Source organism: Nocardia sputorum, from assembly GCF_027924405.1.
In the GTDB taxonomy this organism is placed as follows: Bacteria; Actinomycetota; Actinomycetes; order Mycobacteriales; family Mycobacteriaceae; genus Nocardia; species Nocardia sputorum.
Map to the genome: position 1 here is coordinate 1,687,814 of NZ_AP026978.1, position 26,630 is coordinate 1,714,443.

27 protein-coding genes are annotated in these 26,630 nt (G+C 66.8%); 13 read left to right on the forward strand and 14 right to left on the reverse strand.

Features of this window, described 5'->3' with window-relative positions:
- Positions 1–192: 192 nt before the first annotated feature.
- From rpsB to QMG86_RS07650, 5 genes are all read left to right on the forward strand, one after another.
- Complete coding sequence (rpsB, locus tag QMG86_RS07630) at positions 193–1,005, forward strand: 30S ribosomal protein S2 (RefSeq protein WP_159838796.1); 813 nt, start codon at positions 193–195, stop codon at positions 1,003–1,005.
- Between the two features lie 163 nt (positions 1,006–1,168).
- Complete coding sequence (gene tsf, locus QMG86_RS07635) at positions 1,169–1,993, forward strand: translation elongation factor Ts (protein WP_159838798.1); 825 nt, start codon at positions 1,169–1,171, stop codon at positions 1,991–1,993.
- A 195-nt stretch (positions 1,994–2,188) separates the two neighbouring features.
- On the forward strand, positions 2,189–2,917 hold the full coding sequence (gene pyrH / locus QMG86_RS07640) for a UMP kinase (protein WP_174183891.1): 729 nt from the start codon (positions 2,189–2,191) through the stop codon (positions 2,915–2,917).
- A gap of 49 nt (positions 2,918–2,966) precedes the next feature.
- Positions 2,967–3,524: a ribosome recycling factor gene (gene frr, locus QMG86_RS07645; protein ID WP_281878537.1), complete on the forward strand. Its 558-nt coding sequence runs from the start codon at positions 2,967–2,969 to the stop codon at positions 3,522–3,524.
- 111 nt (positions 3,525–3,635) lie between these two features.
- A complete protein-coding gene (locus QMG86_RS07650) occupies positions 3,636–4,646 on the forward strand; it encodes a phosphatidate cytidylyltransferase (RefSeq protein ID WP_281878539.1) in 1,011 nt (336 codons plus the stop codon).
- Between the two features lie 9 nt (positions 4,647–4,655).
- Here the strand turns inward: QMG86_RS07650 and QMG86_RS07655 are convergent, their stop codons facing one another.
- Positions 4,656–5,003: a LapA family protein gene (locus QMG86_RS07655; RefSeq protein ID WP_281878541.1), complete on the reverse strand. Its 348-nt coding sequence runs from the start codon at positions 5,001–5,003 to the stop codon at positions 4,656–4,658.
- Between the two features lie 125 nt (positions 5,004–5,128).
- Here QMG86_RS07655 and rlmN point away from each other — a divergent pair, with 125 nt between their 5' ends.
- A complete protein-coding gene (gene rlmN / locus QMG86_RS07660; protein WP_281878542.1) occupies positions 5,129–6,238 on the forward strand; it encodes a dual-specificity RNA methyltransferase RlmN in 1,110 nt (369 codons plus the stop codon).
- Positions 6,239–6,342: 104 nt separating this feature from the next.
- Here rlmN and QMG86_RS07665 read toward each other — a convergent pair whose 3' ends face one another.
- Entirely contained in the window at positions 6,343–6,756 is a 414-nt protein-coding gene (locus QMG86_RS07665; protein WP_281878544.1) for a DUF5997 family protein, read from the reverse strand.
- 167 nt (positions 6,757–6,923) lie between these two features.
- Between QMG86_RS07665 and QMG86_RS07670 the strand changes: the two genes are divergently transcribed.
- Positions 6,924–7,847: a LysR family transcriptional regulator gene (locus tag QMG86_RS07670; RefSeq protein WP_281878545.1), complete on the forward strand. Its 924-nt coding sequence runs from the start codon at positions 6,924–6,926 to the stop codon at positions 7,845–7,847.
- A gap of 46 nt (positions 7,848–7,893) precedes the next feature.
- Here the strand turns inward: QMG86_RS07670 and QMG86_RS07675 are convergent, their stop codons facing one another.
- Positions 7,894–8,208 (reverse strand): hypothetical protein, encoded by a 315-nt coding sequence (locus QMG86_RS07675; protein WP_281878547.1) that lies wholly within the window; start codon positions 8,206–8,208, stop codon positions 7,894–7,896.
- Between the two features lie 139 nt (positions 8,209–8,347).
- Positions 8,348–8,614: a DUF2631 domain-containing protein gene (locus QMG86_RS07680; RefSeq protein WP_063019818.1), complete on the reverse strand. Its 267-nt coding sequence runs from the start codon at positions 8,612–8,614 to the stop codon at positions 8,348–8,350.
- A 144-nt stretch (positions 8,615–8,758) separates the two neighbouring features.
- Here QMG86_RS07680 and dxr point away from each other — a divergent pair, with 144 nt between their 5' ends.
- The 5 genes from dxr to QMG86_RS07705 all read left to right on the forward strand — a co-directional run bounded on the left by dxr (position 8,759) and on the right by QMG86_RS07705 (position 15,361).
- Positions 8,759–9,898 (forward strand): 1-deoxy-D-xylulose-5-phosphate reductoisomerase, encoded by a 1,140-nt coding sequence (gene dxr / locus QMG86_RS07685; RefSeq protein WP_281878548.1) that lies wholly within the window; start codon positions 8,759–8,761, stop codon positions 9,896–9,898.
- 166 nt (positions 9,899–10,064) lie between these two features.
- Positions 10,065–11,264 carry a M50 family metallopeptidase gene (locus QMG86_RS07690; protein WP_281878549.1) on the forward strand — a complete coding sequence of 400 codons (1,200 nt, stop codon included), beginning with the start codon at positions 10,065–10,067 and terminating at the stop codon, positions 11,262–11,264.
- Positions 11,265–11,416: 152 nt separating this feature from the next.
- Entirely contained in the window at positions 11,417–12,574 is a 1,158-nt protein-coding gene (ispG, locus tag QMG86_RS07695) for a flavodoxin-dependent (E)-4-hydroxy-3-methylbut-2-enyl-diphosphate synthase (RefSeq protein ID WP_281878550.1), read from the forward strand.
- A gap of 67 nt (positions 12,575–12,641) precedes the next feature.
- On the forward strand, positions 12,642–13,505 hold the full coding sequence (locus QMG86_RS07700) for a GNAT family N-acetyltransferase (RefSeq protein WP_281878552.1): 864 nt from the start codon (positions 12,642–12,644) through the stop codon (positions 13,503–13,505).
- Between the two features lie 68 nt (positions 13,506–13,573).
- Positions 13,574–15,361, forward strand: a complete 1,788-nt coding sequence (locus tag QMG86_RS07705) for a penicillin-binding transpeptidase domain-containing protein (protein ID WP_281878553.1) — start codon at positions 13,574–13,576, stop codon at positions 15,359–15,361.
- Positions 15,362–15,457: 96 nt separating this feature from the next.
- On the opposite strand, the gene QMG86_RS07710 is transcribed toward QMG86_RS07705, so the two are convergent.
- From QMG86_RS07710 to QMG86_RS07735, 6 genes are all read right to left on the reverse strand, one after another.
- Complete coding sequence (locus QMG86_RS07710; RefSeq protein WP_281878554.1) at positions 15,458–16,462, reverse strand: hypothetical protein; 1,005 nt, start codon at positions 16,460–16,462, stop codon at positions 15,458–15,460.
- A 122-nt stretch (positions 16,463–16,584) separates the two neighbouring features.
- Positions 16,585–20,025, reverse strand: coding sequence for a beta strand repeat-containing protein (locus QMG86_RS07715; protein ID WP_281878555.1), 3,441 nt, complete (start codon positions 20,023–20,025; stop codon positions 16,585–16,587).
- A gap of 335 nt (positions 20,026–20,360) precedes the next feature.
- Positions 20,361–20,666 carry a hypothetical protein gene (locus tag QMG86_RS07720; protein WP_281878556.1) on the reverse strand — a complete coding sequence of 102 codons (306 nt, stop codon included), beginning with the start codon at positions 20,664–20,666 and terminating at the stop codon, positions 20,361–20,363.
- Positions 20,663–21,100, reverse strand: coding sequence for a hypothetical protein (locus QMG86_RS07725; RefSeq protein WP_281878557.1), 438 nt, complete (start codon positions 21,098–21,100; stop codon positions 20,663–20,665). The genes QMG86_RS07720 and QMG86_RS07725 overlap by 4 nt, the downstream gene beginning before the upstream one ends.
- The gene (locus QMG86_RS07730) at positions 21,097–21,318 is read right to left on the reverse strand and encodes a hypothetical protein (RefSeq protein WP_159838940.1); all 222 of its coding nucleotides are present in this window, start codon (positions 21,316–21,318) and stop codon (positions 21,097–21,099) included. The genes QMG86_RS07725 and QMG86_RS07730 overlap by 4 nt, the downstream gene beginning before the upstream one ends.
- Before the next feature lie 782 nt (positions 21,319–22,100).
- A complete protein-coding gene (locus QMG86_RS07735) occupies positions 22,101–22,838 on the reverse strand; it encodes an IPT/TIG domain-containing protein (protein ID WP_281878558.1) in 738 nt (245 codons plus the stop codon).
- Positions 22,839–23,493: 655 nt separating this feature from the next.
- Between QMG86_RS07735 and QMG86_RS07740 the strand changes: the two genes are divergently transcribed.
- On the forward strand, positions 23,494–23,796 hold the full coding sequence (locus QMG86_RS07740; RefSeq protein ID WP_281878559.1) for a hypothetical protein: 303 nt from the start codon (positions 23,494–23,496) through the stop codon (positions 23,794–23,796).
- A 320-nt stretch (positions 23,797–24,116) separates the two neighbouring features.
- Here QMG86_RS07740 and QMG86_RS07745 read toward each other — a convergent pair whose 3' ends face one another.
- From QMG86_RS07745 to QMG86_RS07760, 4 genes are read right to left on the reverse strand one after another with little or no spacing between them, the layout of a single operon-like run.
- Positions 24,117–24,653, reverse strand: coding sequence for a hypothetical protein (locus QMG86_RS07745; RefSeq protein ID WP_281878560.1), 537 nt, complete (start codon positions 24,651–24,653; stop codon positions 24,117–24,119).
- Between the two features lie 17 nt (positions 24,654–24,670).
- Positions 24,671–25,546, reverse strand: a complete 876-nt coding sequence (locus tag QMG86_RS07750; protein ID WP_281878562.1) for a WXG100 family type VII secretion target — start codon at positions 25,544–25,546, stop codon at positions 24,671–24,673.
- Complete coding sequence (locus QMG86_RS07755) at positions 25,543–25,857, reverse strand: hypothetical protein (RefSeq protein ID WP_281878563.1); 315 nt, start codon at positions 25,855–25,857, stop codon at positions 25,543–25,545. Before QMG86_RS07755 ends, QMG86_RS07750 begins: the two co-directional genes overlap by 4 nt.
- Positions 25,854–26,333 (reverse strand): hypothetical protein, encoded by a 480-nt coding sequence (locus QMG86_RS07760; RefSeq protein ID WP_281878564.1) that lies wholly within the window; start codon positions 26,331–26,333, stop codon positions 25,854–25,856. The genes QMG86_RS07755 and QMG86_RS07760 overlap by 4 nt, the downstream gene beginning before the upstream one ends.
- Positions 26,334–26,630: the final 297 nt, after the last annotated feature.

Consider the following 26,630-nt stretch of genomic DNA (forward strand, 5'->3'; position numbering starts at 1 on the left):
CACCCGTGCTTGTTCATAGCGGCGCTGTTCGAATCGGACTCGAGATATCTGGGTTCGCGGCAGCGTGTTCGGAACAGGGAATCGCCGGCTGGTCCCCACCTACGTGGTCGGGTCCGACGATTCGGCGGCGCCAGGGCAGCGGATCACCGATTCGCTGCGTCAACCGGCAAACGAAAGAGAGATACGGGAGCTATGGCTGTCGTAACCATGAAGCAGCTGCTCGACAGCGGCGCGCACTTCGGACACCAGACCCGGCGCTGGAACCCGAAGATGAAGCGGTTCATCTTCACCGACCGCAACGGCATCTACATCATCGACCTGCAGCAGACGCTGACCTACATCGACAAGGCCTACGAGTTCGTCAAGGAGACCGTCGCCCACGGTGGCACCGTCCTCTTCGTCGGCACCAAGAAGCAGGCGCAGGAGTCGATCGCGGCCGAGGCGACTCGCGTCGGGATGCCCTACGTCAACCAGCGCTGGCTGGGTGGCATGCTCACCAACTTCTCCACCGTGCACAAGCGTCTGCAGCGCCTCAAGGAGCTCGAGGCCATGGAGCAGACCGGTGGTTTCGAGGGTCGCACCAAGAAGGAAATCCTCATGCTGACGCGTGAGATGAACAAGCTGGAGCGCACCCTCGGCGGTATCCGCGACATGCAGAAGGTGCCTTCGGCCATCTGGGTCGTCGACACCAACAAGGAGCACATCGCCGTCGGCGAGGCGCGCAAGCTGAACATCCCGGTCATCGCGATCCTGGACACCAACTGCGACCCCGACCTGGTCGACTACCCGATCCCGGGCAACGACGACGCGATCCGCTCCGCCGCCCTGCTGACCAAGGTCGTCGCCTCCGCGGTGGCCGAGGGTGTGCAGGCGCGCGCAGGCGTGGCCTCGGGTGACGAGAAGCCGGAGGCGGGCGCGGGCGAGCCGCTGGCCGAGTGGGAGCAGGAGCTGCTCGCGCAGGCCGCCCCTGGCGCCGAGGCCGCCGAGACCTCTGCCGAGGCCTGAGACCCGTCACCACCGCGGCGTGAGCGACGCTCCCGGAGGCACCAGCCCGCGTAGGGGCCCGCGAACGCCGCGGATGGGCACAGTTTCGCCGGCGTTCACGGGCGAGTGTCATCGTGAGCGCCGCTGCCACCACCCACACTTCTCCGAAGGAGGCTCGCCGAGAATGGCGAACTACACCGCTGCCGATGTGAAGCGGCTCCGGGAGCTGACCGGCTCCGGGATGATGGACTGCAAGAACGCGCTGGCCGAGACCGACGGTGACTTCGACAAGGCCGTCGAACTGCTGCGCATCAAGGGCGCGAAGGACGTCGGCAAGCGTGCCGAGCGGACCACCGCCGAAGGCCTGGTCGCCGCCAAGGACGGCGTCATGGTCGAGATCAACTCCGAGACCGACTTCGTCGCGAAGAACGCGGAGTTCCAGCAGCTGGCCGAGCAGGTCGTCGCCGCGGCGGCGGCCGCCAAGCCGGGCGACCTGGAGACGCTGAAGGCGCTGGACCTGGGCGGCAAGACCGTCGACGAGGCGGTGCAGGCGCTCGCCGCGAAGATCGGCGAGAAGCTCGAGCTGCGCCGCGTCATCTCGCTGAACGGCCCGGTCGCCACCTACCTGCACAAGCGTGCCTCCGACCTGCCGCCCGCCGTCGGCGTGCTGGTCGAGTACACCGGTGAGGGCGACGCCGCGGCCGAGGCCGCTCGCGCCGCCGCCATGCAGGTCGCCGCACTCAAGGCCAAGTACGTGACCCGCGACGAGGTTCCGGCCGACATCGTGGAGAACGAGCGCCGCATCGCCGAGCAGACCGCTCGCGAGGAGGGCAAGCCCGAGGCCGCGCTGCCGAAGATCACCGAGGGCCGGGTCAACGGCTTCTTCAAGGACGTCGTGCTGCTCGAGCAGCCGTCGGTCACCGATTCGAAGAAGACCGTCAAGGCGCTGCTGGACGAGGCCGGTGTCACCGTCACCCGCTTCGCCCGCTTCGAGGTCGGCGCGAACTGAGTCTCGCCGCACCCCCAGCGTGCAGGCCCCCCGCCGACCGAACGAACGCCGGTTGACGGGGGGCCTTCTGCTGCCGCTCCAACCTGATAAGGCAGGATGGATGCCGCTCTGCCTTGCTCTACGTCACAGGCGCTCGCGATGAGCGACGAATCGCCGGAAGAACGACAATCCCTCGCCGAAGGAGACTGGAGACCCATGACGGACCCGGGGACCGATCGCCCAGGATATCGCCGGGTACTGCTGAAACTCGGCGGGGAGATGTTCGGCGGCGGGAAGGTCGGGCTGGACCCGGATGTCGTGCAGACGGTGGCCGAGCAGATCGCCGAGGTGGTCGCCAGCGGCGTCCAGGTGGCCGTGGTGATCGGCGGCGGGAACTTCTTCCGCGGGGCCGAACTCGAGGAGCGCGGCATGGAACGCGCCCGCTCGGACTACATGGGCATGCTCGGCACCGTTATGAACAGCCTTGCGCTGCAAGACTTCCTGCAGCAGCAGGGCGTGGACACCCGGGTGCAGACCGCGATCACCATGGGCCAGGTCGCCGAGCCCTACCTCCCGCTGCGTGCCAAGCGGCACCTGGAGAAGGGCCGTGTGGTCATCTTCGGTGCGGGCATGGGCATGCCGTACTTCTCCACCGACACCACCGCCGCCCAGCGCGCGCTGGAGATCGGCGCGGACGTGGTGTTGATGGCCAAGGCGGTCGACGGGGTCTTCACCGCGGACCCGCGCGTCGACGAGACCGCGACCATGTACTCCGAGATCACGCACAAAGAGGTCATCGAGCGCGACCTCAAGGTCGCGGACGCGACCGCCTTCAGCTTGTGCATGGACAACCAGATGCCGATTCTGGTGTTCAATTTGTTGACCAAGGGCAATATCGCCCGCGCGGTCGCCGGTGAGAAGATCGGCACACTGGTTCGGTCCTGATACCCGCGACCGCGGATCATGACATGACGACGCTGTGGAGGAAACGGTCGTGATTGAAGAAGCGCTCTTCGACGCCGAGGAGAAGATGGAGAAGGCCGTCTCGGTGGCGAAGGACGATCTCGGAACCATTCGTACCGGTCGCGCCAACCCGGGCATGTTCTCCCGGGTCGTGGTCGACTACTACGGGTCGCCCACCCCGATCACCCAGATGTCCAGCATCACGGTGCCGGAGCCGCGCATGGTCGTGATCAAGCCCTACGAGGCGGGCCAGCTCGGGGCGATCGAGACCGCGATCCGCAACTCGGATCTCGGTGTCAACCCCACGAACAACGGGGACATCATCCGGATCAGCGTGCCGCAGCTGACCGAGGAGCGCCGCCGCGAGCTCGCCAAGCAGGCGAAGGGCAAAGGCGAGGACGCCAAGGTCGCGATCCGCAATGTCCGTCGCAAGGCGATGGACGAACTGTCGCGCATCCAGAAAGATGGCGAGGCAGGCGAGGACGAGGTCGGGCGCGCCGAGAAGGAGCTCGACAAGACCACCGCCAAGTATGTCGGCCAGATCGATGAGCTGGTCAAGCACAAGGAAGCCGAACTGCTCGAGGTCTGACGCGGATCGGCCGGTAGGCGTGGCGGGGGCCCGGAGGAGGCCCCGCGTCACCGCGAGTGCCGCCGAGCCAGCGCAAGGCCCGCCCGGGCGGGGGACGAACGGAACGACGAGTTGAGCGACGGGACAATCGTGGCCGAGAACGCCGCCGCGACCGGTGCGGCAGAGGAGCCGCCGGTGAACGGGAAAGCCGATGCGATGCAGCAGCGCGCGCACCATGCTCCTGCGTCCGGTCATGAACCGTTAGGCGCCCCCGCGGCGTCGGCGCCCGATCCCGCGGCGGCCCACACCGCGCCCGCATCGAGTGGTTCGCGCGCGGGTCGCAATTTGCCGGCCGCGCTCACCGTCGGCTTCGGCCTGGGTCTTTCGCTGATCGCGATCCTGCTGTTCGTACCGAAGGTGTTCATCGGCGTCGCGGCGGCCGGGGTCGGCGTGGCCACCTGGGAAGTCGCCAAGCGGCTGCGCGAAGCCGACGTGCTGGTCCCGCGGGTTCCGCTGATCGCGGGCGGCCAAGCGGTGTTCTGGCTGGGCTGGCCGTACGGCGCCAGCGGCGTCGCGGGCGCGTTCGCCGCCACCACGCTGATCTGCATGGTGTGGCGGCTGTTCGACCACGGTTTACAGACCGCGCCGCGAAACTTTCTGCGCGACACCGCCATCACAGTGTTCGCGCTGGCCTGGATTCCCTTGCTCGCCTCGTTCGCGACGCTCTTGCTGCTGGAGCCCGACGGCAACCTGCGGGTACTGACCTTCATGATCCTGGTCGTCTGTTCCGACGTCGGCGGGTACGTGGCAGGCGTGCTGTTCGGCAAGCATCCGATGGTGCCCTCGATCAGCCCGAAGAAGTCGTGGGAGGGTTTCGCCGGCTCGCTGGTGTTCAGCGTGATCGGCGGCCTGCTCACGGTGACGCTGCTGCTGGAGGCGAACTCGATGATCGGCGTCGTGCTCGGCGTCGGCCTGGTGCTGGTGGCCACCTGCGGTGATCTGATCGAATCGCAGATCAAACGCGAACTCGGCATCAAGGACATGGGTACGTTGCTGCCGGGGCACGGGGGCATCATGGACCGCCTCGACTCCATGCTTCCCTCGGCGTTCGTCTCCTGGCTGGTGCTGTCCACGCTGCTGTGATCCGGCGCGTCAGCCCTTCTTGGCCGCGCGGCGCAGTTGCAGGATGCGCACGCCGCCCACCGAGGCCATGACGAGCGCGCCACCGATCACCGACAGCAGGACAGTGACGCCGAGCGGCAGCGAGAAGTCCCAGAAGAAGAAGTGCACCTGAACCTGTTCGAGGTTCTGCACGATGAAGATCAGCAGCAGGACGAGGATCAGGACGCCTGCGACGAGCCCGGTCCAGGCGTAACCGGTGCGCGAGGCCAGCGACGTCTTGGCCGGTACGAGGGGCGGGGCGCTCGGTGGTGTCGTGCGCCGGCGCTGCGACAGGTCCGGGTCCGGCTCCGGCGGATGTTCGGGGGGATGCGTGGACATACCTCGATCATGGCCGACGGCTATGACGGCCGCAGGTATTTCCCGGCGACGGGCCGGGCATGTCGGGCCGCGCGCGTATGGTCGGGTGCCGGGGAGGTTCCGGCGGATGGGAGAATGGAACAACTATGACCGTCTCCTTGCCCTTGGTTTTCGATGCTCCGCGCCGTGGCATGCCGCCGCGCCATCTCGCCGACCTCGATGCCGAGGGCAGGCGCGCGGCCGTCGAGGAACTGGGCCTGCCGACGTTCCGCGCGGACCAGATCGCCCGCCAGTACTACGCGCGTTTGCAGGCCGATCCGGCACGGATGACCGATCTGCCCACCGCGGTCCGGGACAAGATCGGCGAGGCGCTGTTCCCGCCGCTGTTGAGCGTGGTCAAGCACGTCGCGTGCGACGACGGGGAGACCCGCAAGACCTTGTGGCGCGCGGGTGACGGCACGCTGCTGGAAAGCGTGTTGATGCGCTATCCGGACCGCGCGACCCTGTGCATCTCCAGCCAGGCCGGTTGCGGCATGGCGTGCCCGTTCTGCGCCACCGGTCAGGGCGGGCTGAACCGCAACTTGTCGACCGCCGAGATCGTCGACCAGGTGCGTGCCGCGGCCGCGGCGCTGCGGGACGGGGAAGTGGCGGGCGGGCCGGGCAGGCTGTCCAACATCGTCTTCATGGGCATGGGCGAGCCCCTGGCCAATTACAAGCGGGTGGTCGCCGCCGTCCGCCGGATCACCTCGCCCGCGCCGGACGGTCTGGGCATCTCCCAGCGCAACGTCGTGGTCTCGACCGTGGGTTTGGCTCCCGCCATTCGCAAACTGGCCGACGAGGGATTGTCGGTCACGCTCGCGGTCTCCCTGCACACGCCCGACGACGAACTGCGCGACACTCTGGTCCCGGTCAACAATCGCTGGCCGGTCGCCGAGGTGCTCGACGCGGCCCGTTACTACGCCGACAAGACGGGTCGCCGCGTCTCGGTCGAATACGCGCTCATCCGCGATATCAACGATCACCCGTGGCGTGCGGACATGCTGGGGGAGAAGCTGCACAAGGCGCTCGGCTCCCGCGTGCACGTCAACGTGATCCCGCTCAACCCCACCCCCGGCTCCAAGTGGGACGCCAGCCCCAAGCCGGTCGAGCAGGAGTTCGTGCGCCGGGTCAACGCACAGGGCGTGCCCTGCACGGTCCGCGACACCCGCGGCCAGGAAATCGCCGCCGCCTGCGGACAGTTGGCCGCGGAGAACTGAGACAGCCGGTCCATGAACCGGCCGGATGGCGCGTCGCGGAATCCGCCGCGATCTTGCGCTGTCCGGACGGAAGCCTTTCCCCGACGGCCGACGCGGATGACGAGCTAGCCGCGGTTCTTCGCCGGGCGGTTGGTGGCGGCGCGGCGTTCGGCTTCCTTCGCCTTGATGCGCGCGTTCTCCGCACGGACCGCCGCGTAGTTCTCGCGCTCGCGCACGAGCCACTCCGGCGGGTCGGCGAGCAGGGCGTCGATCTCCTCGGCGGTGAGGTGATCGGAGATTCCCGCCCGGGTCAAGCCGGTGTTGGAGACGCCGAGTTTGCGGGCCACCACGTCGCGGGGGAACGGGCCGGTGCGGCGCAGTTCGGTGAGCCATTCGGGGGGATCGTTGCGCAGCGCGTCCAGCTGGGCGCGAGAGATCGACGCGTTGCGGAACTCCTCGGGCGCGGCCGGAAGGTAGATGCCGAGTTTGTCGGCCGCCGTCAGCGGCTTCATCGTCTGCGGTTTCTTGTCCGGGCTCACCGACACAGCCTAACGGGCGCGGCGGGAGGGATCCGTCCCCAGCCCCGCCTCGGACCACGCGGCGACCGCTCGACGGGTGCCTGCCGCGGGCGCGGAACACGAGCTGGGCAGCCGTCTGTCCGGCGGCGCGAAGGGCTCCCCTCTGCTGGTGGCATACGCTTCCACGAATGAGCCGGTTGGAGTCGATCGATGTCGTGCGCCTGCGCTGGTTCGTCGCGGTCGCGCAGGAATTGCACTTCGCGCGCGCGGCGAAGTCGCTGCACATCTCGCGGCAGAAGCTCAGCCATACCGTCATCGATCTGGAGAACGAGCTCGGCACCAAGCTCTTCGTGCCCGGCGCGCAACCGACCCGGCTCACCGACGAGGGGCAGGAGTTGCTGGAGCAAGCCCGCGAGATCATCGCGCGGGCAGAGTCGGCGGCCCGGCAGCGCGGACCGGAAGCTCCGGAAGCCCTGCGGGTGGGTTTCGTGCCGGGCGTCACGGTGTCCAAATGGACCCGGATCTGGGCCGAGCGGTTCCCGGACACCCCGCTCGAAGTGAGCGCGCTGGCGCAGGCGGATCAAGAAGCGGCGCTGCGCGAGGGACGTGTCGACATGTGCTTCGTCCGGCTGCCGATCGACCGCGAAGGCATGAGCGCGATCCCGCTCTACCGGGAGGTTCCCGTCGTCGTGGTGCAGAAGGAGCACCCGCTGTCGGTGTTCGACGAGGTGCGCGTGACCGACCTGGCCGACGAGCATGTGCAGGACACCTCGGACATTGATGCGGTCGGCGGTGCGCTGGAACTCGTCGCCGCGGCCGGTGGCGCGGCCATCGTGCCCCACTCGCTCGCGCGGCTGCATCATCGCCGCGACCTCGTCTATCGCCCGATGCTCGGCGTTCCCGACACGGAGGTCGCGCTGGCCTGGCTCGCCGACCACACCAGCGATCTGGTCGAGGAGTTCATCGGCGTCGTCCGTGGGCGTTCGGAGCGGAGTTCACGCGCCCCCGCCCGCGCCGAGCGGAACGAGCCGCGGAAGAAGGTCCCGGCCCAGAAGACAGCCGGACGTCCGGCTCCGGTCAAGAAGAAGCCCTCCCGGCGGCGCGGACGCTAGCCGGTCGGCGGCGGCGCGAACGCGGACGGTCCGCGCCGCCCGGTGCTCAGCTGCGGCAGACCCGGTTCAGTTCGTCGGTCGCCGCGTCCATACTCGTGACTTTGTCATCGGTGAGAGCCTGTGCGTAGGCGGCGATGGCGGCCTTCTCCGCCCCCTCGGCCGGGATGGCCGAGAGCTTCGCGGCCAGGGACTGCTGCACGGTCGGGTCCAGATTGCCGCCCGACTCGTCGATGGCGGCGTTGATCGCGTCGATGGCCGCGCCGCACGCGGGCGACTGGGCGTGCGCGGGCGCCGCGGGCAGGAGCAGCAGCGCGCCGAACGCGCTCGCGGCGAGCAGGGCGGCCGAAAAAGTCTTGGTCATTGCGTCCTAAAGGGTTCGTGCGGACAGAAAACCGAGGTCCGCGACCCGGCTGGGGCGCGGACCTCGGACGCACACGGTACCGGGCTGTGCGGCGCGGTACAGGACGAATGAACTTGTGCGCGTAGCTTTTCCGAATGGATCAGCGCGGCTTGCGCTGCAGCAGCGAGTCGCGGATCAGGATGCCGGCGATCAGGACGGCGAAGCCGACGAGGAAGATGTCCTCGATCTTGCCGCTGTGGTTGCCGACCAGCATGGCCAGCAGGATCAGCGCGACGATCCAGCCCGCGATCCGGAAGGTGCGACGCGACTCACCGCTCCAGCCCCAAGCGGCGGAGGGAACTTCGGCGGGGTCCACGCGAGTGACGACGCGCTCGGTGTCGGCGTGTTCGAGTTCCGTGGCGGCCACGATCGCTCCTTAGCTGTTACTTGTACCGTGATTCCGGTACGCACTCGATGAGCTACTGCCGCATATCGTGACATACGACGGTGCGTCGTTGTAAGTCGGCCCGCGCCGGTCGAACGCGTTCCGGCGGTAGGACACAATGAAGTCGTGTCCGACATCGTGAGAGTCCTGCTACTGGGCAGCACCGGATCCATTGGCACCCAAGCGCTCGAGGTGATCGCCGCCAATCCCGACCGCTTCGAGGTGGTCGGACTCGCCGCGCGCGGCGGCAACACCGAGTTGCTCGCCGCCCAGATGGCCGCTACGGGCACGCGCAATGTCGCCGTCGCCGATCCGGCCGCGGCCCAGCGGCTGGACCTGCCGCTGGGCGGCCCGGGCGCCGTGACCGAGCTGGTGCGCCGTACCGAGGCGGACGTCGTGCTGAACGCGCTGGTCGGCTCGCTCGGGCTGGAGCCGACCCTGGCTACCCTCCAGTCGGGCACCCGACTCGCCCTCGCCAACAAGGAATCGCTGGTCGCGGGCGGTTCGCTGGTGACCAGCGCCGCCGCTCCCGGTCAAATCGTCCCGGTCGACTCGGAGCACTCCGCGCTGGCGCAGTGCCTGCGCGGCGGTCGCGCCGACGAGGTGGACCGGCTGGTGCTGACCGCTTCCGGCGGCCCGTTCCGTGGCTGGACGGCCGAGATGCTCGATTCGGTCGGGCCCGCCGAGGCCAAGGCGCATCCCACCTGGTCGATGGGCCTGATGAACACCCTGAACTCGGCCTCGCTGGTGAACAAGGGACTCGAGCTGATCGAAACGCACCTGCTGTTCGGGATCCCCTACGACCGCATCGACGTCACCGTGCACCCCCAATCGATCGTGCACTCGATGGTCACCTTCACCGACGGCTCCACGCTCGCGCAGGCCAGCCCGCCGGACATGAAGCTGCCCATCGCGCTGGCGCTGGGCTGGCCGGACCGGGTGCCCGGCGCGGCCGCGGCCTGCGATTTCGGCACCGCGTCCAGCTGGACGTTCGAACCGGTCGACAACGATGTCTTCCCCGCGGTAGAGCTGGCGCGCGCGGCCGGCCAGGCCGGTGGCAGCGTCACCGCGGTCTACAACGCCGCCAACGAGGTCGCGGTGCAGGCCTTCCTGGACGGCGCTCTCCGTTTCCCGCAGATCGTCGGCACGGTGGCCGCGGCCGTGGAGGCGGCGGAGCAATGGCGCGCGGAGCCGCGATCGCTCGACGAGGTCCTCGCCGCGGACACCTGGGCGCGGGAGTTCGCGGCCGCCCGGATTCGCGGCTGAGACCCTGCGGCGCCGGATCGGACGCGCGCACCGACGGCGTGCTGGCACACTGAACACACAGGACAGGACTTTGTCCGGTTAGGGTGAACGGAGTGCTCGCGGCCAGGAGCGGACGCGTGCGTGCGGGATATTCGAGCTGCGCAAACGCAGGAGGGCTGTAGAGCAAATGGTGTTCGCGTTGGGATTCGTGCTGTTCGCGCTGGGCATCACCGTGTCGATCGCGCTGCACGAATGTGGGCACATGTGGACCGCCCAGGCGACCGGCATGAAGGTGCGGCGGTACTTCATCGGATTCGGGCCGAAGATCTTCTCGTTCCGTCGTGGGGAGACCGAATACGGCCTCAAGGCGCTTCCGCTCGGCGGATTCTGCGACATCGCGGGCATGACCGCGCTCGACGAATTGCGCCCGGAAGAACTCGACCGCGCCATGTACCGCCAGGCCACCTGGAAGCGGCTGGTCGTGATGTCCGGCGGCATCGCGATGAACTTCGTCCTCGGCTTCATCCTGATCGTGGTGCTCGCGGTCGGCTGGGGGCTGCCGAATCTGAAGGAACCCCCCGCGACCGCGCTGGGCGTCATGAGCTGCGTACCACAAGGGAAGGCCGACGGCTCCAGCGAGCCGTGCACCGGCACGGGCCCGGCGCAGCGTGCCGGACTGCAGCGCGGTGACATCGTCAAAGAGGTGAACGGCGTCAAGGTGGACACCTGGCGGCAGTTCCAGGCCGAGACCCAGAAGCAGACCGGCCCGTTCACCTACCTCATCGAGCGCGACGGCAGCACCCTCAGCATTCCGGTCACCCCGGAGCGGGTCATGCGCTATCCCGAGGGCGGCGGCGAGGGCCGTGAGGTCGGCGCCGTCGGCGTGGCGCCGGAGCGCTACGACCCCGTGCAATACGACCTGCTGGGCGCTATTCCCGCCGCCGCCGTGTTCACCGGCGACATGTTCGTGCGCACCGTCGATTCGCTGACCCAGATGCCCGCGAAGGTCTCGGCGCTGTGGGACGCGGTCACCGGCGGTGAGCGGGATCCGGAGACCCCGGTCAGCGTGTACGGCGCCAGCAAGATCGGCGGCGAGACCGCGGAACGCGGCCTGTGGAACATGTTCATCCTGGTGCTGGCCAGCCTGAACTTCTTCCTCGGCATCTTCAACCTCCTGCCCTTGCTGCCGCTGGACGGGGGTCACATCGCGGTGGTGATCTACGAGAAGATCCGCAACACCATCCGCGGCTGGAAGGGACTGGCGCCCGGTGCGCCGGTGAACTACTTGAAGTTGCTGCCCGCGACCTATGTCGTTGTGGTGATCGGCGGTGCCTACATGCTGCTCACCCTCGCCGCCGACATCGTGAACCCGATCAAGCTGTTCTGAGCCGGGCTGCCGACCGGGCGGCGCGACCGGCGACGTAGGCTGGCGTGGTCGACCGGGGAAGCCTTGTCGTTGCTGTCACAGGGTGGCCGTCCTGCGCCAAGGCTAGACTCGGCACCGAACCGGCCGGACACGATGAAAGTAGGCAGCCGAAGGTGACCAGCACAATCGGATTGGGGATGCCGACCGCTCCCGCGGCAGTGCTCGCTCCACGGCGTAGGACCCGCCAGTTGATGGTGGGCAATGTCGGGGTGGGCAGCGACCACCCGATCTCGGTGCAGTCCATGACCACGACCAAGACCCACGACGTGAACGCCACCCTGCAGCAGATCGCGGAGCTGACCGCGTCGGGGTGCGACATCGTGCGGGTGGCCTGCCCGCGTCAGGAGGACGCGGACGCGCTGGCCACGATCGCGGCGAAATCCCAGATCCCGGTGATCGCCGACATCCACTTCCAGCCGCGCTACATCTTCGCCGCGATCGACGCCGGATGCGCCGCGGTGCGGGTCAACCCCGGCAACATCAAGGAGTTCGACGGCCGCGTCAAGGAGGTCGCCAAGGCCGCGGGCGCGGCGGGCATCCCGATTCGCATCGGCGTGAACGCCGGTTCGCTGGACAAGCGGATGCTGGAGAAGTACGGCAAGGCCACGCCGGAGGCGCTGGTGGAGTCGGCGCTGTGGGAGGCGAGCCTGTTCGAAGAGCACGGGTTCGGCGATATCAAGATCTCGGTCAAGCACAACGACCCGGTGGTCATGGTGGAGGCCTACCGTCAGCTCGCCGCGCAGTGCGACTACCCGCTGCACCTCGGCGTCACCGAGGCGGGCCCGGCGTTCCAGGGCACGATCAAGTCGGCGGTCGCCTTCGGCGCGCTGTTGTCGGAGGGCATCGGCGACACGATCCGCGTTTCGCTGTCCGCGCCGCCTGCCGAGGAGGTCAAGGTCGGCGGACAGATCCTGCAGTCGCTGAACCTGCGTCCGCGCAAGCTGGAAATCGTGTCGTGCCCCTCGTGCGGGCGCGCTCAGGTCGACGTGTACACCCTGGCCAACGAGGTGACCGCGGGCCTGGAAGGCATGGCGGTGCCGCTGCGGGTGGCCGTGATGGGCTGCGTCGTGAACGGCCCCGGCGAGGCGCGCGAGGCCGACCTGGGTGTGGCCTCCGGCAACGGCAAGGGCCAGATCTTCGTCAAGGGCGAGGTCATCAAGACCGTCCCGGAGGCGCAGATCGTCGAGACGCTCATCGAAGAGGCGATGCGCATCGCCGAGGAGATGGGCACGGACGCGGGCACCGGCGAACCGGTCGTCACCGTCAGCTGAGCAGCCGCTCACCAGCGCTTTCGGCATAGCCATACCGCATCGCGCCGGTTCGTGGCAGGCTGTCACCGTGCGGAGTCTGCTGGAGCCGGCGCGACGGGCCAAATACGCCCCTGCGCGGCAGCTCGCTAATCGGGATCTTGCTCAGGTCTTGCGTGTGCTCGATGCCGATCCGGTGGCCTCGTGCATGGTCGCCGCCCGCCTGCAGGAGTTCGGCCTGGACAACCGGTGCGGCCAGGGGGAGCTCTGGAGCAGGGGCGGCCCCGCGGAGTCGCTGTGTTTCTCGGGTGCGAACCTGGTGCCGTTGCTCGGCAATCGTGACGCTCTGCGTGCGTTCGCCGACCGGGCGATCCGCTGGCCCCGCATCTGTTCCTCGGTGGTGGGACGCCGGGAACTGGCGTTACCGCTGTGGGAGATGCTGGCCGGTCACTGGGGCCCGGAGCGGGAGCTACGTGGGGAACAGCCGCTTCTCGCGCTGGCCCAGCCGCCGCTGGCCACGCCGGACCCGGAGGTCCGCCGGGTGCGCCACGACGAACTCGACCGCTATCTCTCGGCCGCGATCGCCATGTTCATCGAGGAGGTCGGCGTCGATCCGCGCGCGGGTGACGGTGGCCGCGGCTATCGCCGCCGCATCCAGAGCCTGATCGAATCCGGCCGCGCGTGGGCCCGTTTCGAGGACGGGGAAGTGGTCTTCAAAGCCGAGGTCGGCTCGCTGTCCCGGCGCACGGGCCAGATCCAAGGGGTCTGGGTCCATCCGGACCATCGGGGGAAGGGGTGCGGCACCTCGGGCACCGCGGCGGTCGCGAACGCCGTGGTCGCTTCGGGCCGCACCGCGAGCTTGTACGTGAACGACTACAACGCGATCGCCCGCCGCGCCTACAGCCGGGTCGGGTTCCGGCAGATCGCGACATTCGCCACCGTTCTGGTCGACTGAGCGCGCCGACGGCGAATGCCGGAGTGCCGCAGGCGTTTGCCCGGCAGTCACTATTACGATCGGTCCCGATGTCGACTCGGATGCTGCTCTCGCTCGCCGTCGCGGCCCTCACGGTGGCCGCCGCCGGTTGTGCGAGCGAGCCGCAAGGGCCTGTCCCCGCCGCGGACGCGTTCGTCAAAGCGTTCGCCGAGCACCGGGTGAGCGCCGCCGCCGACCTCACCAATGTGCCGGAGAAGGCCAGCGCCGCATTGCGTTCCGCATGGGATCAGCTCCAAGCCGAACAGCTCACCGCACGCACCGGCGCGGCGCGCGTCACCGGAGACACCGCGACCGTCGACTACACCTACGAATGGCGCCTGCCCAAGAACCGGACGTGGAAGTATTCGGGCCAGTTGCAGATGGGGCGCAGCAACGGACGCTGGATGGTCCGCTGGACCTCCTCCAACATCCACCCCAAGCTCGGCGACACCCAGACCATGGTGTTGCGCTCGAATCCGCCGCCGCGCGCGCGGGTCAACGAGCAGTCCGGCAGCGACGTCATGGTGCCCGGCAAGGTGTCGCGGGTCGCGTTCGTCGCGGCCGACGCCGCCGATCCCGGGAGCGTGGCCACCGCGCTGGCCGCGGCGCTACACCGTTTCGACAAGTCGCTGACGCCGGAGTCGATCCTCGAGGAGGCGAAGGCGGCCCGGGGCGCCTATACGGTCGCGCTGCTCAACGACATCGAATCCGCCCAGGTGACGACTGATCTCATCGGACTGCCCGGTGTCACGGTGACCCAGCAATGGGATCTGGTCGCCACCGATCGGGAATTCGCGCCCGATCTGCTCACCCAGGTGCGCAAAACGGTGATCGCGGAGGTGGACGGCAAAGCGGGGTGGAGCGTGGTCACCGTGAACGCCAACGGCGCCGACACCGACGTGCTGATGGACGTGCCCTCGCAACCCGCGCCGTCGTTCTCGCTCAGCGTCGACCGCAACGTGCAGAACGCCGCACAGCGTGCCGTGCAGCCACGGACCGAGCAGACCATGATGGTGGTGCTGCGCCCGTCCACCGGCGCGATTCTGGCGGTGGCCCAGAACAAGGCCGCCGACCGGGACGGCCCCCTCGCGACGATCGGCCAGTACCCGCCCGGCTCGGTGTTCAAGACGGTCACCGCGGCCGCGGCCATGGCGAATGGTCTCGCGACGCCGGATACGGTGCTGCCGTGCCCGAGCCGCATCGTCATCGGCGAGCGGACCATTCCCAACTACAACCTGTTCACCGTCGGGAACGTGCCGATGTCCACGGCCTACGAGCGGTCGTGCAACACCTCGTTCGCCAAACTCGCCAGTGAACTGCCGGGCCCCGCGTTGCATGACACCGCGGCGAAGCTCGGTGTCGGACCGGTCTATTCGGTGGTGGGGCTGCCGACGACCTCCGGCGCGGTGCCGTCCGCCGACGACCTGATCCAGCGCACCGAGGACGGCATCGGTCAGGGCAAAGTGGTGGTCAGCCCGTTCGGCATGGCGCTGATGGCGGCAACCATCGCGCACGGCTCCGCGCCGGTGCCGTACCTGATCGCGGGGCGGCCCACGCAGATCGATGGTGACCGCCCGGCGCTGGCTCCCGATGTCATCGAAGGACTGCGCACGATGATGCGCCAGGTGGTCGTCGGCGGCACGGCCGAGCGGATCGCCGATCAAGGCCCGGTCTACGGCAAGACCGGTGAAGCCGAGGTGGACGGCGGGTCGCACTCGTGGTTCGTCGGCTTCCGTGGCGACCTCGCCTTCGCCACGCTGCTGGTCGAAGGCGGCAGCTCCGACAACGCGGTCGCGGTGACACGCGACATGTTGGCGGCGCTGCCTGCTGGATACTGATGCAACTCCGAACAGCGCGCGCCTCGGCGGGGAACGTCGCGGAGCCGGACTCGGAACGGTGCACGCACACCGATCCGAGTCCGGCGGACCGGCCGGTCATTGGCCGACGGCCGATTCGATCAGCAGATGCTCCAAGCTGATCGTGTGGTCGGCGTACTTGTCGACACCGATGACCGCGACGAAATCCCGATCACCGGCACGCTGCTGCAGCGACGCCCACGAGTTGGCGAGATACCAACCGGCTCCGGCGGTGCCGCGTGCGCCCAGACCACCGCAGTACATCCGATACCGGCCGGGATGCCGATCGGCGTCGGGGCGTACCCGGGCGACGATGCCGATGTTGCGGTCATCGCCGGAGCTGTAACTACTTCCGTCGGCCAGCCGCAGGTACACGGTAAGGGAACCGTCCTCGGCAGTGCTGTCCCACAGGGTGAACAGCGGACGCTCGGCGGTATCCAGGTACCGGCGCAGGAAGTCGTTGCCGCTGAGCCCGAAGCTGATATACGGGCGGTCGCGGTGGACGACGTGATCGCGGTCGCTGCGGACGTCGACCGGGATGCTGGTGTGGCGTTGCAGAAAAGACAGCACGTACAGCAATCCACGAAGCTCGTTCTCACCCACTACGGACGGAACGTCGTATCGTGTCGGAAACACGCTGGCTTGCTTGTCGAACACGCGCTGCCGGCCGATCCCTGCCGCCCGGAGCGCTTCCACCGAAGACCGTGCCAGCTCGAACACCGGATAAACCAGCGTCGTTCCGTTCGTGGTCATCTCGGCGCCGAGGAAAGCCTCGACCGAGGCGTCGGTGCCGGAGAAGCCCGCCTCGTGCGAACGGAGTTCGGCGGGTGTGGAGTTGGCCATCTGAAACAATCCCTCCACGGTCCAGCCCGGGAACATTCGCTCCAGCACCCGGCAGTGATAGTCGCGCGGAAGTCCGATCATGCGCCCGGACAACCACTGGTAGTACTGCGCTTTCGCCGGCCCATGCCCGGGAGGGATGGGCGGATCCAGGCGCGCCGCGCACCTGTCGTACGCGGCCAGAAAATCGTGATGACTCTTGAGATGCCGCTCCGCCAGCAGCATCTTCAGTACGGTCGCCAACGAAACCCCCTTACCCCTGCAGCCTCCGTCCACGGTGACGGAGACTCATGTCGTATTCGCTCAACCGCGACGAAACTGGGCCGCCGGCGAGAAGCCTGCCGACGGCCCAGCCGTTTCAGCCGTCAGATGTAGATGAATGGGAGACCATTACTGGTTCCTCCGGAGGTGGTCGCGGTGACTTGCACTGTTCCCGTTCCGGCGGGAGTGACGGCGGTGATCTGTGTTGCGGAGTCGACGGTGAACGAAGCTGCCGGTGTGCCGCCGAAATCGACGGCCGTAGTGCCTGTCAGGTCGGTCCCGGTGAGGACGACCGTCGTTCCACCGGCCGCCGGCCCTACGTTCGGAAGCACGACCGCGAGTGTCGGTACCGCGATGTAGGTGTAGGCGAGGCCGTTGCTGGTTCCGCCGGGGGTGGTGGCGGTGACTTGCACCGTACCGGTCCCGGCGGGCGCTACGGCGGTGATCTGCGTTGCCGAATCGATCGTGAACGAGGTCGCCGGTGTGCCACCGAAATCGACCGAGGTAGTCCCGGTCAGCCCCGTGCCGGTGAGGATGACGGTTGTCCCGCCCGCTTCCGTGCCGACACTGGGAACCGCCGCGGTGAGGGCGGGAACCGCGACGTAGGTGTAGGCGACGCCGTTGGTGGTTCCGCCCGGGGTGGTGGCCGTGATCTGGACGATTCCGGTCCCCGCCGGGGCGACAGCCGTGATCTGAGTGGGTGCGTCGACCGTGAACGAGGTCGCCGGTGTGGCGCCGAAGTTCACCGCTGTCGTACCGGTCAGGTTGGTGCCCGTGAGAACGACGGTCGTGCCACCGGACACCGAGCCCAGGGTCGGAGCCGCCGCGGTGAGGGTGGGCAGCGCGACGTAGGTGTAGGCGACGCCGTTGCTGGTTCCACCCGCGGTGGTGGCCGTGACCTGGACAGTTCCGGTCCCTGCTGGGGCGACGGCCGTGATCTGGGTGTCGGAATCGACGATGAACGAGGTCGCCGGCGTGGCGCCGAAGTTCACCGCGGAGGTAGTAGACAACCCTGCTCCGGTGATGACGACGATGGTTCCGCCGGCGACCGGTCCTACATTCGGCACCACCGTGGTCAGGACGGGGATCGGGATGTAGGTGTAGGCGACGCCGTTGCTGGTTCCACCCGGGCCGGTGGCGGTGATTTGCACCGTCCCGGTCCCCGCCGGGGCTACGGCGGTGATCTGGGTGGCGGAGTCGACGGTGAACGAGGTGGCCGGTGTAGCGCCGAAGTTCACGGCGGTGGTGCCGGTCAGTCCCGTTCCGGTGAGCACGACTGTCGTACCGCCCGATACGGTGCCCACGTTGGGAACCGTCGCGGTCAGGGTGGGGACCGGGATGTAGGTGTAGGCGACGCCGTTGCTGGTTCCGCCGGGGGTGGTGACGGTCAACTGCACGGTTCCGGTCCCGGCGGGAGCGATGGCCGTGATCTGCGTGGCGGAATCGACGGTGAACGAGGTGGCCGGTGTGGCGCCGAAGTTCACCGCCGTCGCTCCCGTCAGTCCTGTTCCAGTGATCACGACTGTCGTGCCACCGGTCGCGGGACCAACATTCGGCACCTCCGTGGTCACGGCGGGGATCGGGATGTAGGTGTAGGCGACGCCGTTGCTGGTTCCGCCGGGGGTGGTGACGGTCAGCTGCACCGTTCCGGTCCCGGCGGGAGCGATGGCCGTGATCTGGGTGTCGGAGTTGACGGTGAACGAGGTGGCCGGTGTGGCGCCGAAGTTCACCGCGGTAGCCCCGGTCAATCCTGTGCCGGTGATGACGACGGTCGTCCCGCCCGCTTCCACGCCCGAGTTCGGTACCACCGCGGTGACAGTGGGCAGCGCGACGTAGGTGTAGGCGACGCTGTTGCTGGTTCCGCCGGGGGTGGTGACGGTCAGCTGCACGGTTCCGGTCCCGGCGGGAGCGACGGCCGTGATCTGGGTGTCGGAGTTGACGGTGAACGAGGTGGCCGGTGTGGCGCCGAAGTTCACCGCGGTGGCTCCGGTCAGGCCCGTTCCGGTGATGACGACTGTGGTTCCGCCGGTGACCGGTCCTACGCTCGGGACCACCGTGGTCACGGCGGGCACGGCGACATACGTGTAGGCGGCGGCGTTACTGGTTCCGCCCGCGGTGGTGACGGTGACTCCCACGGTCCCCGTCCCCGCGGGGGCGATTGCCGTGATCTGGGTGTCGGAGTTTACGGTGAACGAAGCTGCCGGTGTGGCGCCGAAGTTCACCGCGGTGGCTCCGGTCAGGCCCGTTCCGGTGATGACGACTGTGGTTCCGCCGGTGACCGGTCCTACGTTCGGCACCACCGTGGTGATGGCGGGCACCGGAATGTAGGTGTAGGCGATGCCGTTGCTGGTTCCGCCGGGTGTCGTGACGGTGACTTGCACGGTTCCGGTCCCGGCCGGCGCGACCGCCGTGATCTGGGTGGCCGAGTTGACGATGAACGAGCTCGCCGGTGTGGCGCCGAAGTTGACCGCTGTCGCTCCCGTGAGATTCGTTCCGGTGATGACGACCGTTGTCCCGCCGGTGACCGGACCGGCATTGGGCACCAGCGTGGTGATGGCGGGCACCGCCACATAGGTGAAGGGAAGGCCGTTGCTGGTTCCGCCGGCAGTGGTGACGGTGACCTGCACGGTCCCCGTTCCGGCTGGAGCGACAGCGGTGATCTGGGTGTCGGAGTTGACGACGAACGAGGTCGCCGGTGTGCCACCGAAGTTCACCGCCGTGGCGGTCGACAGGCCCGTTCCCGTGATGACGACCGTGGTTCCGCCGGTTGTCGGGCCGGTCGTGGGTACCAGGCTGGTCAGCGCTGGGACACCGGCATAGGTGTAGGTGACACCGTTGCTGGTCCCGCCCGAACCCGTGACCGTGACCTGCACGCTCCCCGTTCCGGGAGGCGCGATGGCGGTGATCTGAGTGGGCGAATTGACCGTGAAAATGGTTGCGGTGTTGCCGAACCGGACAGTCAGCGGGCCGGTGAACCCGGTGCCGGTGATCGTGACGGTGTTACCTCCCGAGGCAGGCCCGGCGGTCGGCGAAATGGAGGTGATGGTGGGGACGACCACGTAGATGAACGGCACCGCACCGCTGGTGCCGCCCGGACCGGTGACCGTGACCGGCACGATGCCGGTACCGGCCGGCGTGACAGCCGTGATCTGGGTGTCGGAGTTGACGACGAACGAGGTCGCCGGTGTGCTGCCGAAATTGACCGCGGTGGCTCCCGTGAAGCCCGATCCGGTGAGCGTGACCGTCGTCCCGCCCGCGGTGGAGCCTTGATTCGGGTTGATGCTGTTGAGTGCGGGAACCGGAACGTAGGTGTAGGGGAGGCCATTGCTGGTTCCCCCCGCGTTGCTGACGGTGACCTGCACCGTACCGACCGAGCCGGCCGGGGCGATGGCCGTGATCTGAGTGGGGGAGTCGATCGTGAAAGTGGTCGCGGTACCGCCGAACCGCACGGTCGTCGGACCGCCGAATCCGGTACCCGTGATCACGACACTGGTTCCACCCGTTGCGGGCCCTGATGTCGGGGAGAGGGAAGTGATGGTAGGCATGACGCTGCCTCCTTTTGCCGTGGTGATGATTCCTCTGCACCGGGGGGCGCCCGCCGCTCTTCAGCGGCCCGGCTATCTCCATTAACGCCTTTGGATTGATGGCTGGCAACGTATCTCGCGATCCGTTTTGGTCCGTTTTCGGTTGACCGGCGGTACGTCGGTCAGCGGCGCGAACATCCTGGCAGGCGTTGTGGCAGCAATATTTTCGATGGCCCTGCGCCGCCGTCGATGAGTGCACCGCTAGCACGCAGCATGCCGAGATCTGCGGTCCCGGCGAACGATTGGCGACCATCCGGAACGTCCTTCGGCATCCCGGCTCGGAAGCCTTTTCCGGGTTACAGGAACAGTTCCGGTGGGTCGTCGAACTCGATGCCCGCCTGCCGTGCCCGGGTCACCATCCTGCGATCCCACTCGCGGTGGACCCGGAGCGCCATGCGGAACTCGCCCATCTGCTCGGACATCTGCTGTGTCTGTGAAATGGCGAGGTCGCTCAGTACCTTCGCGGCATCGGCCTTCGTCTTCGTCATGGTGGCGTCGACATCGCCGCGCTTGAACCACCCCGTCACGGCTGCCGAGAGCACCGAAGAGCTGGCGATGAGCACCAGCGCCGCGAAGATCGGCGACTGCTGGACGATATTCATGACGCCTCCCTCATCCTGACCGCGTGCAACGTCCGAACGTCCTGCAGCACCTGTCGGCGCTTCCACAAGAACGCGACGCCCAAGGCGATCGGCAGCGGACCGCCGAGAACCGTGGCCGGGCCGAGGGTTCGGTGCTGGATCTGCAACAGCAGTAGCTGCGCACCGAAGGCCACCAGGGACCAACCGAGCGCCCCTAAGCCGACTTGTTCGACCAGATAACCCCAGACACGCCGGGCGAACAGGCCGACCAGCGTCGTGACGCAGCCGACCAGCATCAAAACGAGCCACAGCGTGCGAAATCCCGCGGGCATAGCCGCGGTCGCCGAACCCGGCGGTGGACCGTAGACGCAGTGCAACAGCATCGAGACACCGAATACCGCGCACAGCACCACCTCGAAGGGGTCGTGGCGTGTCTTCTCCTTCTGGGCCCTCATGCCGGTTCACCGCTATCCGGTGGCGCCGGGCTCACCCGGTGGCGCGCCGATTCGACTGCGGGCAAGCCCAGTGCCGCCGCGACGATCGCGAGGACGAACCCCGAGAGGTCGGCGGAGACGACACCCTTGGTGACGCCGTACCCGATCAGCGCTACCAGCAGTGGGTACAGCAATGCGCGAACGGGCTCGCTGTGCAGGATGGTGATCACCTTGTTCATCGGTTCTTCCCTTTCTTCTTCTGTATCGACGGTGCTGCCGGCTGATGCCGGAGCCCGCCGTCTGAAAACCCACCGTTGGGTTTGTTCGAACACGGCAGGTCCGGGCGTTCGGATTGCGCCGTGTCGTTGGAGTGCCGCCCCGAGCCGGGGAATCAGACGAACCCGTATGCGTCCGTGAAGGCTTCGTGGTGCGGTGTCGCGGCCTGTGCCGGTGCGGCACCGTCCACCGGAGTACCGGTCGTCGCCCTGGCACGTCGATCCGGTGAGTGGTGTCCCGAGGAGGGAGAGAGGAAGGTAGGCATTGGGCTGCCTCTCTGTTTGCTGGTTCCTCTGTACCGGGGTGCCCGACGCTGGCGGCGAACCGGTTAACTCCGTTATGCCCCATGATCAGCGGGTCGGCAACGCGCCGAATGATCCGTTTTTGTCCGTTTTCCAGATTGTTGCCACGTATTGACCAGGCGGAGGCGCGATCCGGTCGGACCGCATCCTCCGGCCGTGCCGCAGTGTGGTTCTCGCCGGTGCGGCGAGCCGGGGTCCGACACCCCCGGGAAGCGGCCGCCTCGCCGAAGCGGAAACGCCATGCCCGCCGGAATTCTCGTCGTCGCGCCGGTGCGTCTACCAGTCCGCGGGTCGGCAGAGCGAGATCGTTGATGCCTGTCGGGAGGAGATCCGGGCGCCACGCGAGTCGTGCCATCCGATCGGACCGAAGACTCAGGGATTCACGCTCGAATGCGACCGGGCCGCCGCCGGATACCCCGGCGGCGGCCCATGCGCTGTCCCGATCAGACGTAGGAGTACGTGACACCGTTACTGGTACCGCCGGACCCGGTGACGGTCACCTGCACATCCCCGGCCGCGTGGGCCGGTGCGACGGCGGTGATCTGGAGAGCCGAGTCGACGGTGAAAGTCGTCGCGGTGTCGCCGAACCGTACGGTGAGCGGACCGGTGAACCCGGTGCCGGAGATCGTGACGTTGTTCCCACCCGACGTGGGCCCCGAAGTCGGCGTGACCGCCGAGATGGCGGGCACCACGACGTAGCTGAAGGTGACCCCGTTGCTGGTGCCACCCGGAGCGGTGACGGTGACCGAGACGATGCCCGTGCCCGCGGGGGCGACGGCCGTGATCTGCGTGTCCGAGTCGACGGTGAACGAAGTCGCCGGTGTGGTGCCGAAAGTGACCGCGGTGGCGCCCGTCAGCCCCGACCCGGTGAGCGTGACCGTCGTCCCTCCGGAGGTGGACCCCTGGCCGGGCGCGATGGAACTCAAGGACGGAACCGCGAGATAGGTGTAGGTGGCTCCGTTGCTGGTTCCGCTCGAGTCCGAGACCGTCACCTGCACCGGACCGGCCGACCCCGCCGGAGCGATGGCCGTGATCTGAATCGCGGAATCGATGGTGAAAGTTGTTGCGGTGGAGCCGAAACGCACGGTCAGCGGACCGGTGAATCCGGTACCGGCGATCGTGACGCTGGTGCCTCCTGTGGTCGGGCCCGAGGTCGGGGTGATCGAAGTGATAGTGGGCACGGCGATGCCTCCTGGTTCCGTAGAGATTTCCTCTGCACCGGGGAGGGCGCCCCGACTCACTCAGTGACCCGGCACTTTCCATTAGGACCCCGCGCCGCTACGTCGGCAATAATCCACCCACTCCGTTTTTGTCCGTTTTCCTCGTTCGTCCCCGGTGGGCGTAGCTCGGCGGTGCCTCGCGAATTTTGGCCTTGGCCATCGCTTCATCGCGGCCCATATCGTGGCCGGCCGCGCCGAGGGCGATCCGGCCTTCGCGCGAAGGCGACAATTCGGCTCCCCTCGGCTATCTGTTGTGCCGAGTCGGCATCTGAATCCCGATGACCCCGCCCTCGCCCGGCACGTAGCCCGCCGGACCATCGCACCCTCGTGACGGGTTCATCTTGACTGGGGCCCGCCGGTAACCTTCCGACGCCGAGACCAGGTCCGGCAGCACCAGGCGGATACGGTGGCCGCTCCGCGGCGGCTGGAGTCCGTCGGCAGCTGCTCCGGAGCGGTATCGTGGACCGTCTATCCGAGCGCGTTGCGTCCGAGGGGGATTCATTGACCGAGAGAACCGGTGCGGGATTCGATGTGTGGGGCTGGTCGGCCTCCGCTGAACATCCACCGATGCACGGCTCGGTCGTGCCCGTCGACCCGCGCGGGTAGGAATGGAAGCGTGATCGGTCAGCCGCCACCGCTCCCGGCGGGCCCGGGTCCGGTGCTCGACGCCAGGGCAGTCCTGAACGGAACCGTCGACATGCGCGCCTACCGGCGCAAGTATCTGGTCATCTGCGCGCAACCCCGGCTAGGTCTCGCCTGGGATGCAGGCCTGCTGAAAGCCAACCACCAGGCGAGTTTGTCGACGCTGACCTCCTGCATCGAATGGCTGGACATGCACTTCGGCTGGGAACTGGTAAGCGTCTTCACCCGCCAAGTCGACAAGTACTACATCCACCACGCGATGCTTCGGCGTCGATAGACGGTCGGCGGCAATCCATGCGGCGAAGCGGGACCGGCCGCAGCGGCCTCTTACGCTCAGCTGACGGACGACCTGCCGTCAACCGTTGCGTGCGCGGATCCTCTCGATGAGCACCCGCGCGCCTTCCCGTCTCAGGTCATCCTCTGGTCTGCCATCCATAGCCGGGAGAGTCGGTGTTGAAGTCGTCGGAAGCGTTGCGCGGCTACCGGTCTATTGCCGCGATCCGGATACCCCGTCGGGCCCCTCTTCTTCGGCCGGAAATCGGCTCAGGCTTACAGGGTTCGGTCGCGCATCGATTGCTTCCACTGCGGAGCCGATCGCTAAGCCTCTGAGACTTTCCTCGTCAGGTCGATCAGGAACCGGGCAGCCTTATGAATGTCTTCATCCGTTAGATGCAGGACGCCACTTTTCGTTCGGGTTTCGGAATCGGTAATTCTGAGTTGCCCATTCCACTCTCCGATGCGGGTGGCCAGAACGACTTCGGTGCCGGGATTCTTTGCATCGGTGCGCATATCCTGAATCCAAACCGGATCGTTCGGTTCAGTTGATTTCCTGAACCCTACGACACCTTCGGTCGGATCTGGGACATTCGGTGCGTTCCGTAACGATACTCGGCCATTTGCTCTCTGGCTCTCGCTGTTGATGACAGTACAGATTCCGCTGGGTGAGATCGTTTCATTTGGGTCGATGATCGGCACCGAGGTCAAGCCGACTGCACTTAGCTCGTTACCGAAGAAATCCAGCAGCGAATCGCACAATCCTCCCTGTGTCAAGGTAGCCGAGGGCTCCTGTGATGCCAGAGTTGGTGCAACGGAGCATCCGGTTGCCAGTGCAGCGACGATTGCCGCCACGGTCATAGTTCGAGCGATCCCGATCACAGCTGGAGCTTCCAATCAGACTTGTCGCCATCATTTACAGACGCATCACCGAGTGCGTTACGGATCCCATCGATACCGTCGCCATAACTTGCGACGACTCCTGGAGGCCACTTGTTTTCGGGCAGGCCGGCTTGCGCCGATATGCTCTGGACTATCTTGTTGCCTTCGATCATATTTGTCTGGGCATTTGTCGCGATGGATGTAGCAACTCCGAGGATGAAGGTCTTCGAAGCGTCCACTGCAGCCACCAGGTCAGTCGAAGCCGATATGGGGCCGAGTGGTATATTGAAAAAAGACTTGACTAGAGTGGTGACGACGGCCAAGACTTTGGTAACCAAATCCTTCGATTTGGTTGCGAGTTCAGTGTAAAGGGCGAGCTCATTTTGGGCGATTTTCTCGAGACTCGTCGCTATCGTCTCGCATACTTGGGGCATGGTGTCCAGGGCAATCTTCTGTCGCATGCGCATTTCCCTGTATCGGTTTGCTGCATCGCCTTCCCATTCGCCCGTCAGATCTGTTTCGGAAAATGAATTACCGGCATTGATGATGTCGTTCTTGATATTACGCCATTCATTCGCATAGTCGATGAAGGTGACCGGGACCTCTAGTCCGGGCTCCATTTCGGCGAGTTTGTCCCAGGTCTCCCCCAGCGCTCTGTTGATCTGATCGCGGTTGGCCCATACCAGATCGACCTGGCTCTCGGTCGTGACAGCGCTGCCGGTGAGCAGTCCGCCGGTGTACCCCTGTGTGCGGATCAGCTTGACCAGATCCCCATGCCAATCTTGAACCTTCTGGGGCAGGTCGCCGATCTCGCTATTGCTCGAACGAATCGACTCTATCTGTCTGATCAATTCTTCGCGGGTAGTAGTCACAGTTCACCGGCCTTGCTTTGGATGGAGTGCGCGCCTGCCATATCTTCTGCCTCATATGTATCATGCGCGTGCTTCAGTACCGCAGCTATGTCCTCGAATACCGTTTTCCCTTCGAGCATTCTGCCGAGGAAGTAGCTTGGCGCGGGCCTATACTTCTCCAGTGTGAGGGCGAACGCGCCCGCCTTTCCTTCGGCGATCTCGACAGCGAAGGTCCTCATAGCCGCGCGGTTCAAATGGTCTGCGGCTTCATTCCATTTGTTCACAGCGTGCTGCATCAGATTCAGTGAAGCGACTACCTTGTCGGACGTCATATCTGCCTCTCGTCGAGCAGTCGTTCTCGGTGGCGGTCCAGATGGAATTCCAGATCTGCTTCGGTGTATCGTGAGTAATCCCGCTTGACCTCGAATTTCGGGCGCAGCGAGCGGATCTGATGGGCGCACCACGAAATTTCTTCGGAAAGTTGCTGAGGATCAGTGGCGCCGGGCCAGTACGGCGAAACCTTGATCGACCGTATGTAGGTACGGTCGGCGCAAATTTCAACGGGATGTCCCCCGTGGACCACAGTGTTTCCGTACACACGATATTCGGCGTCTCTGATCATCCTGGTGGATATTTCGCTGAATTGTTCCCATGTTTCGGTCTCGAGCAGCACCATGAGTATCGTTCGGTGAGCTGGAATCGCCGCCTCCGAAATCTCCTGTGGCGAAGGCAAACGGCCAGCGGAGTATAAGCGATCCAGACGCATGGATGCTGACGCCTTATACGCCGACATCAACTCATCGCTCACTTCATGAGCCGCAACTCGAGTACGCCACCCGGAGTGGAAGTCTACGCGGACCGGTAGGAATCCACCGTCGAGTTCCATTGATACGAGTGATGATCCGGCAGTAGGTCGGACCGGGGATGATTCACTTTCCCGGGCGCGCTGTACTGGCTGGTGCGACATCGACGCAGGCGCAGATGCTGCGGACTTCGTACCGGCAAAAGGTGGTACCGCGGCAGTCGACGCGCGATGAGGTCGCCTCGGCTCGAGTGGTTCGTCGTCCCAGAATTCATCCGGGTCGTCATAATGGTTGTAGTGGCC

Excerpts from the sequence above, each read along its gene's own strand:
- rpsB (WP_159838796.1), top strand. The coding sequence starts at position 193 with ATGGCTGTCGTAACCATGAAGCAGCTGCTCGACAGCGGCGCGCACTTC.
- QMG86_RS07690 (WP_281878549.1), top strand. The coding sequence starts at position 10,065 with ATGGTGTTCGCGTTGGGATTCGTGCTGTTCGCGCTGGGCATCACCGTG.
- QMG86_RS07705 (WP_281878553.1), top strand. The coding sequence starts at position 13,574 with ATGTCGACTCGGATGCTGCTCTCGCTCGCCGTCGCGGCCCTCACGGTG.
- pyrH (WP_174183891.1), top strand. The coding sequence starts at position 2,189 with ATGACGGACCCGGGGACCGATCGCCCAGGATATCGCCGGGTACTGCTG.
- QMG86_RS07715 (WP_281878555.1), bottom strand. The coding sequence starts at position 20,025 with ATGCCTACCATCACTTCCCTCTCCCCGACATCAGGGCCCGCAACGGGT.
- QMG86_RS07675 (WP_281878547.1), bottom strand. The coding sequence starts at position 8,208 with ATGACCAAGACTTTTTCGGCCGCCCTGCTCGCCGCGAGCGCGTTCGGC.
- QMG86_RS07725 (WP_281878557.1), bottom strand. The coding sequence starts at position 21,100 with ATGAGGGCCCAGAAGGAGAAGACACGCCACGACCCCTTCGAGGTGGTG.
- rlmN (WP_281878542.1), top strand. The coding sequence starts at position 5,129 with ATGACCGTCTCCTTGCCCTTGGTTTTCGATGCTCCGCGCCGTGGCATG.
- QMG86_RS07730 (WP_159838940.1), bottom strand. The coding sequence starts at position 21,318 with ATGAACAAGGTGATCACCATCCTGCACAGCGAGCCCGTTCGCGCATTG.
- QMG86_RS07745 (WP_281878560.1), bottom strand. The coding sequence starts at position 24,653 with ATGACCGTGGCGGCAATCGTCGCTGCACTGGCAACCGGATGCTCCGTT.
- tsf (WP_159838798.1), top strand. The coding sequence starts at position 1,169 with ATGGCGAACTACACCGCTGCCGATGTGAAGCGGCTCCGGGAGCTGACC.
- QMG86_RS07720 (WP_281878556.1), bottom strand. The coding sequence starts at position 20,666 with ATGAATATCGTCCAGCAGTCGCCGATCTTCGCGGCGCTGGTGCTCATC.
- QMG86_RS07755 (WP_281878563.1), bottom strand. The coding sequence starts at position 25,857 with ATGACGTCCGACAAGGTAGTCGCTTCACTGAATCTGATGCAGCACGCT.
- QMG86_RS07655 (WP_281878541.1), bottom strand. The coding sequence starts at position 5,003 with ATGTCCACGCATCCCCCCGAACATCCGCCGGAGCCGGACCCGGACCTG.
- QMG86_RS07670 (WP_281878545.1), top strand. The coding sequence starts at position 6,924 with ATGAGCCGGTTGGAGTCGATCGATGTCGTGCGCCTGCGCTGGTTCGTC.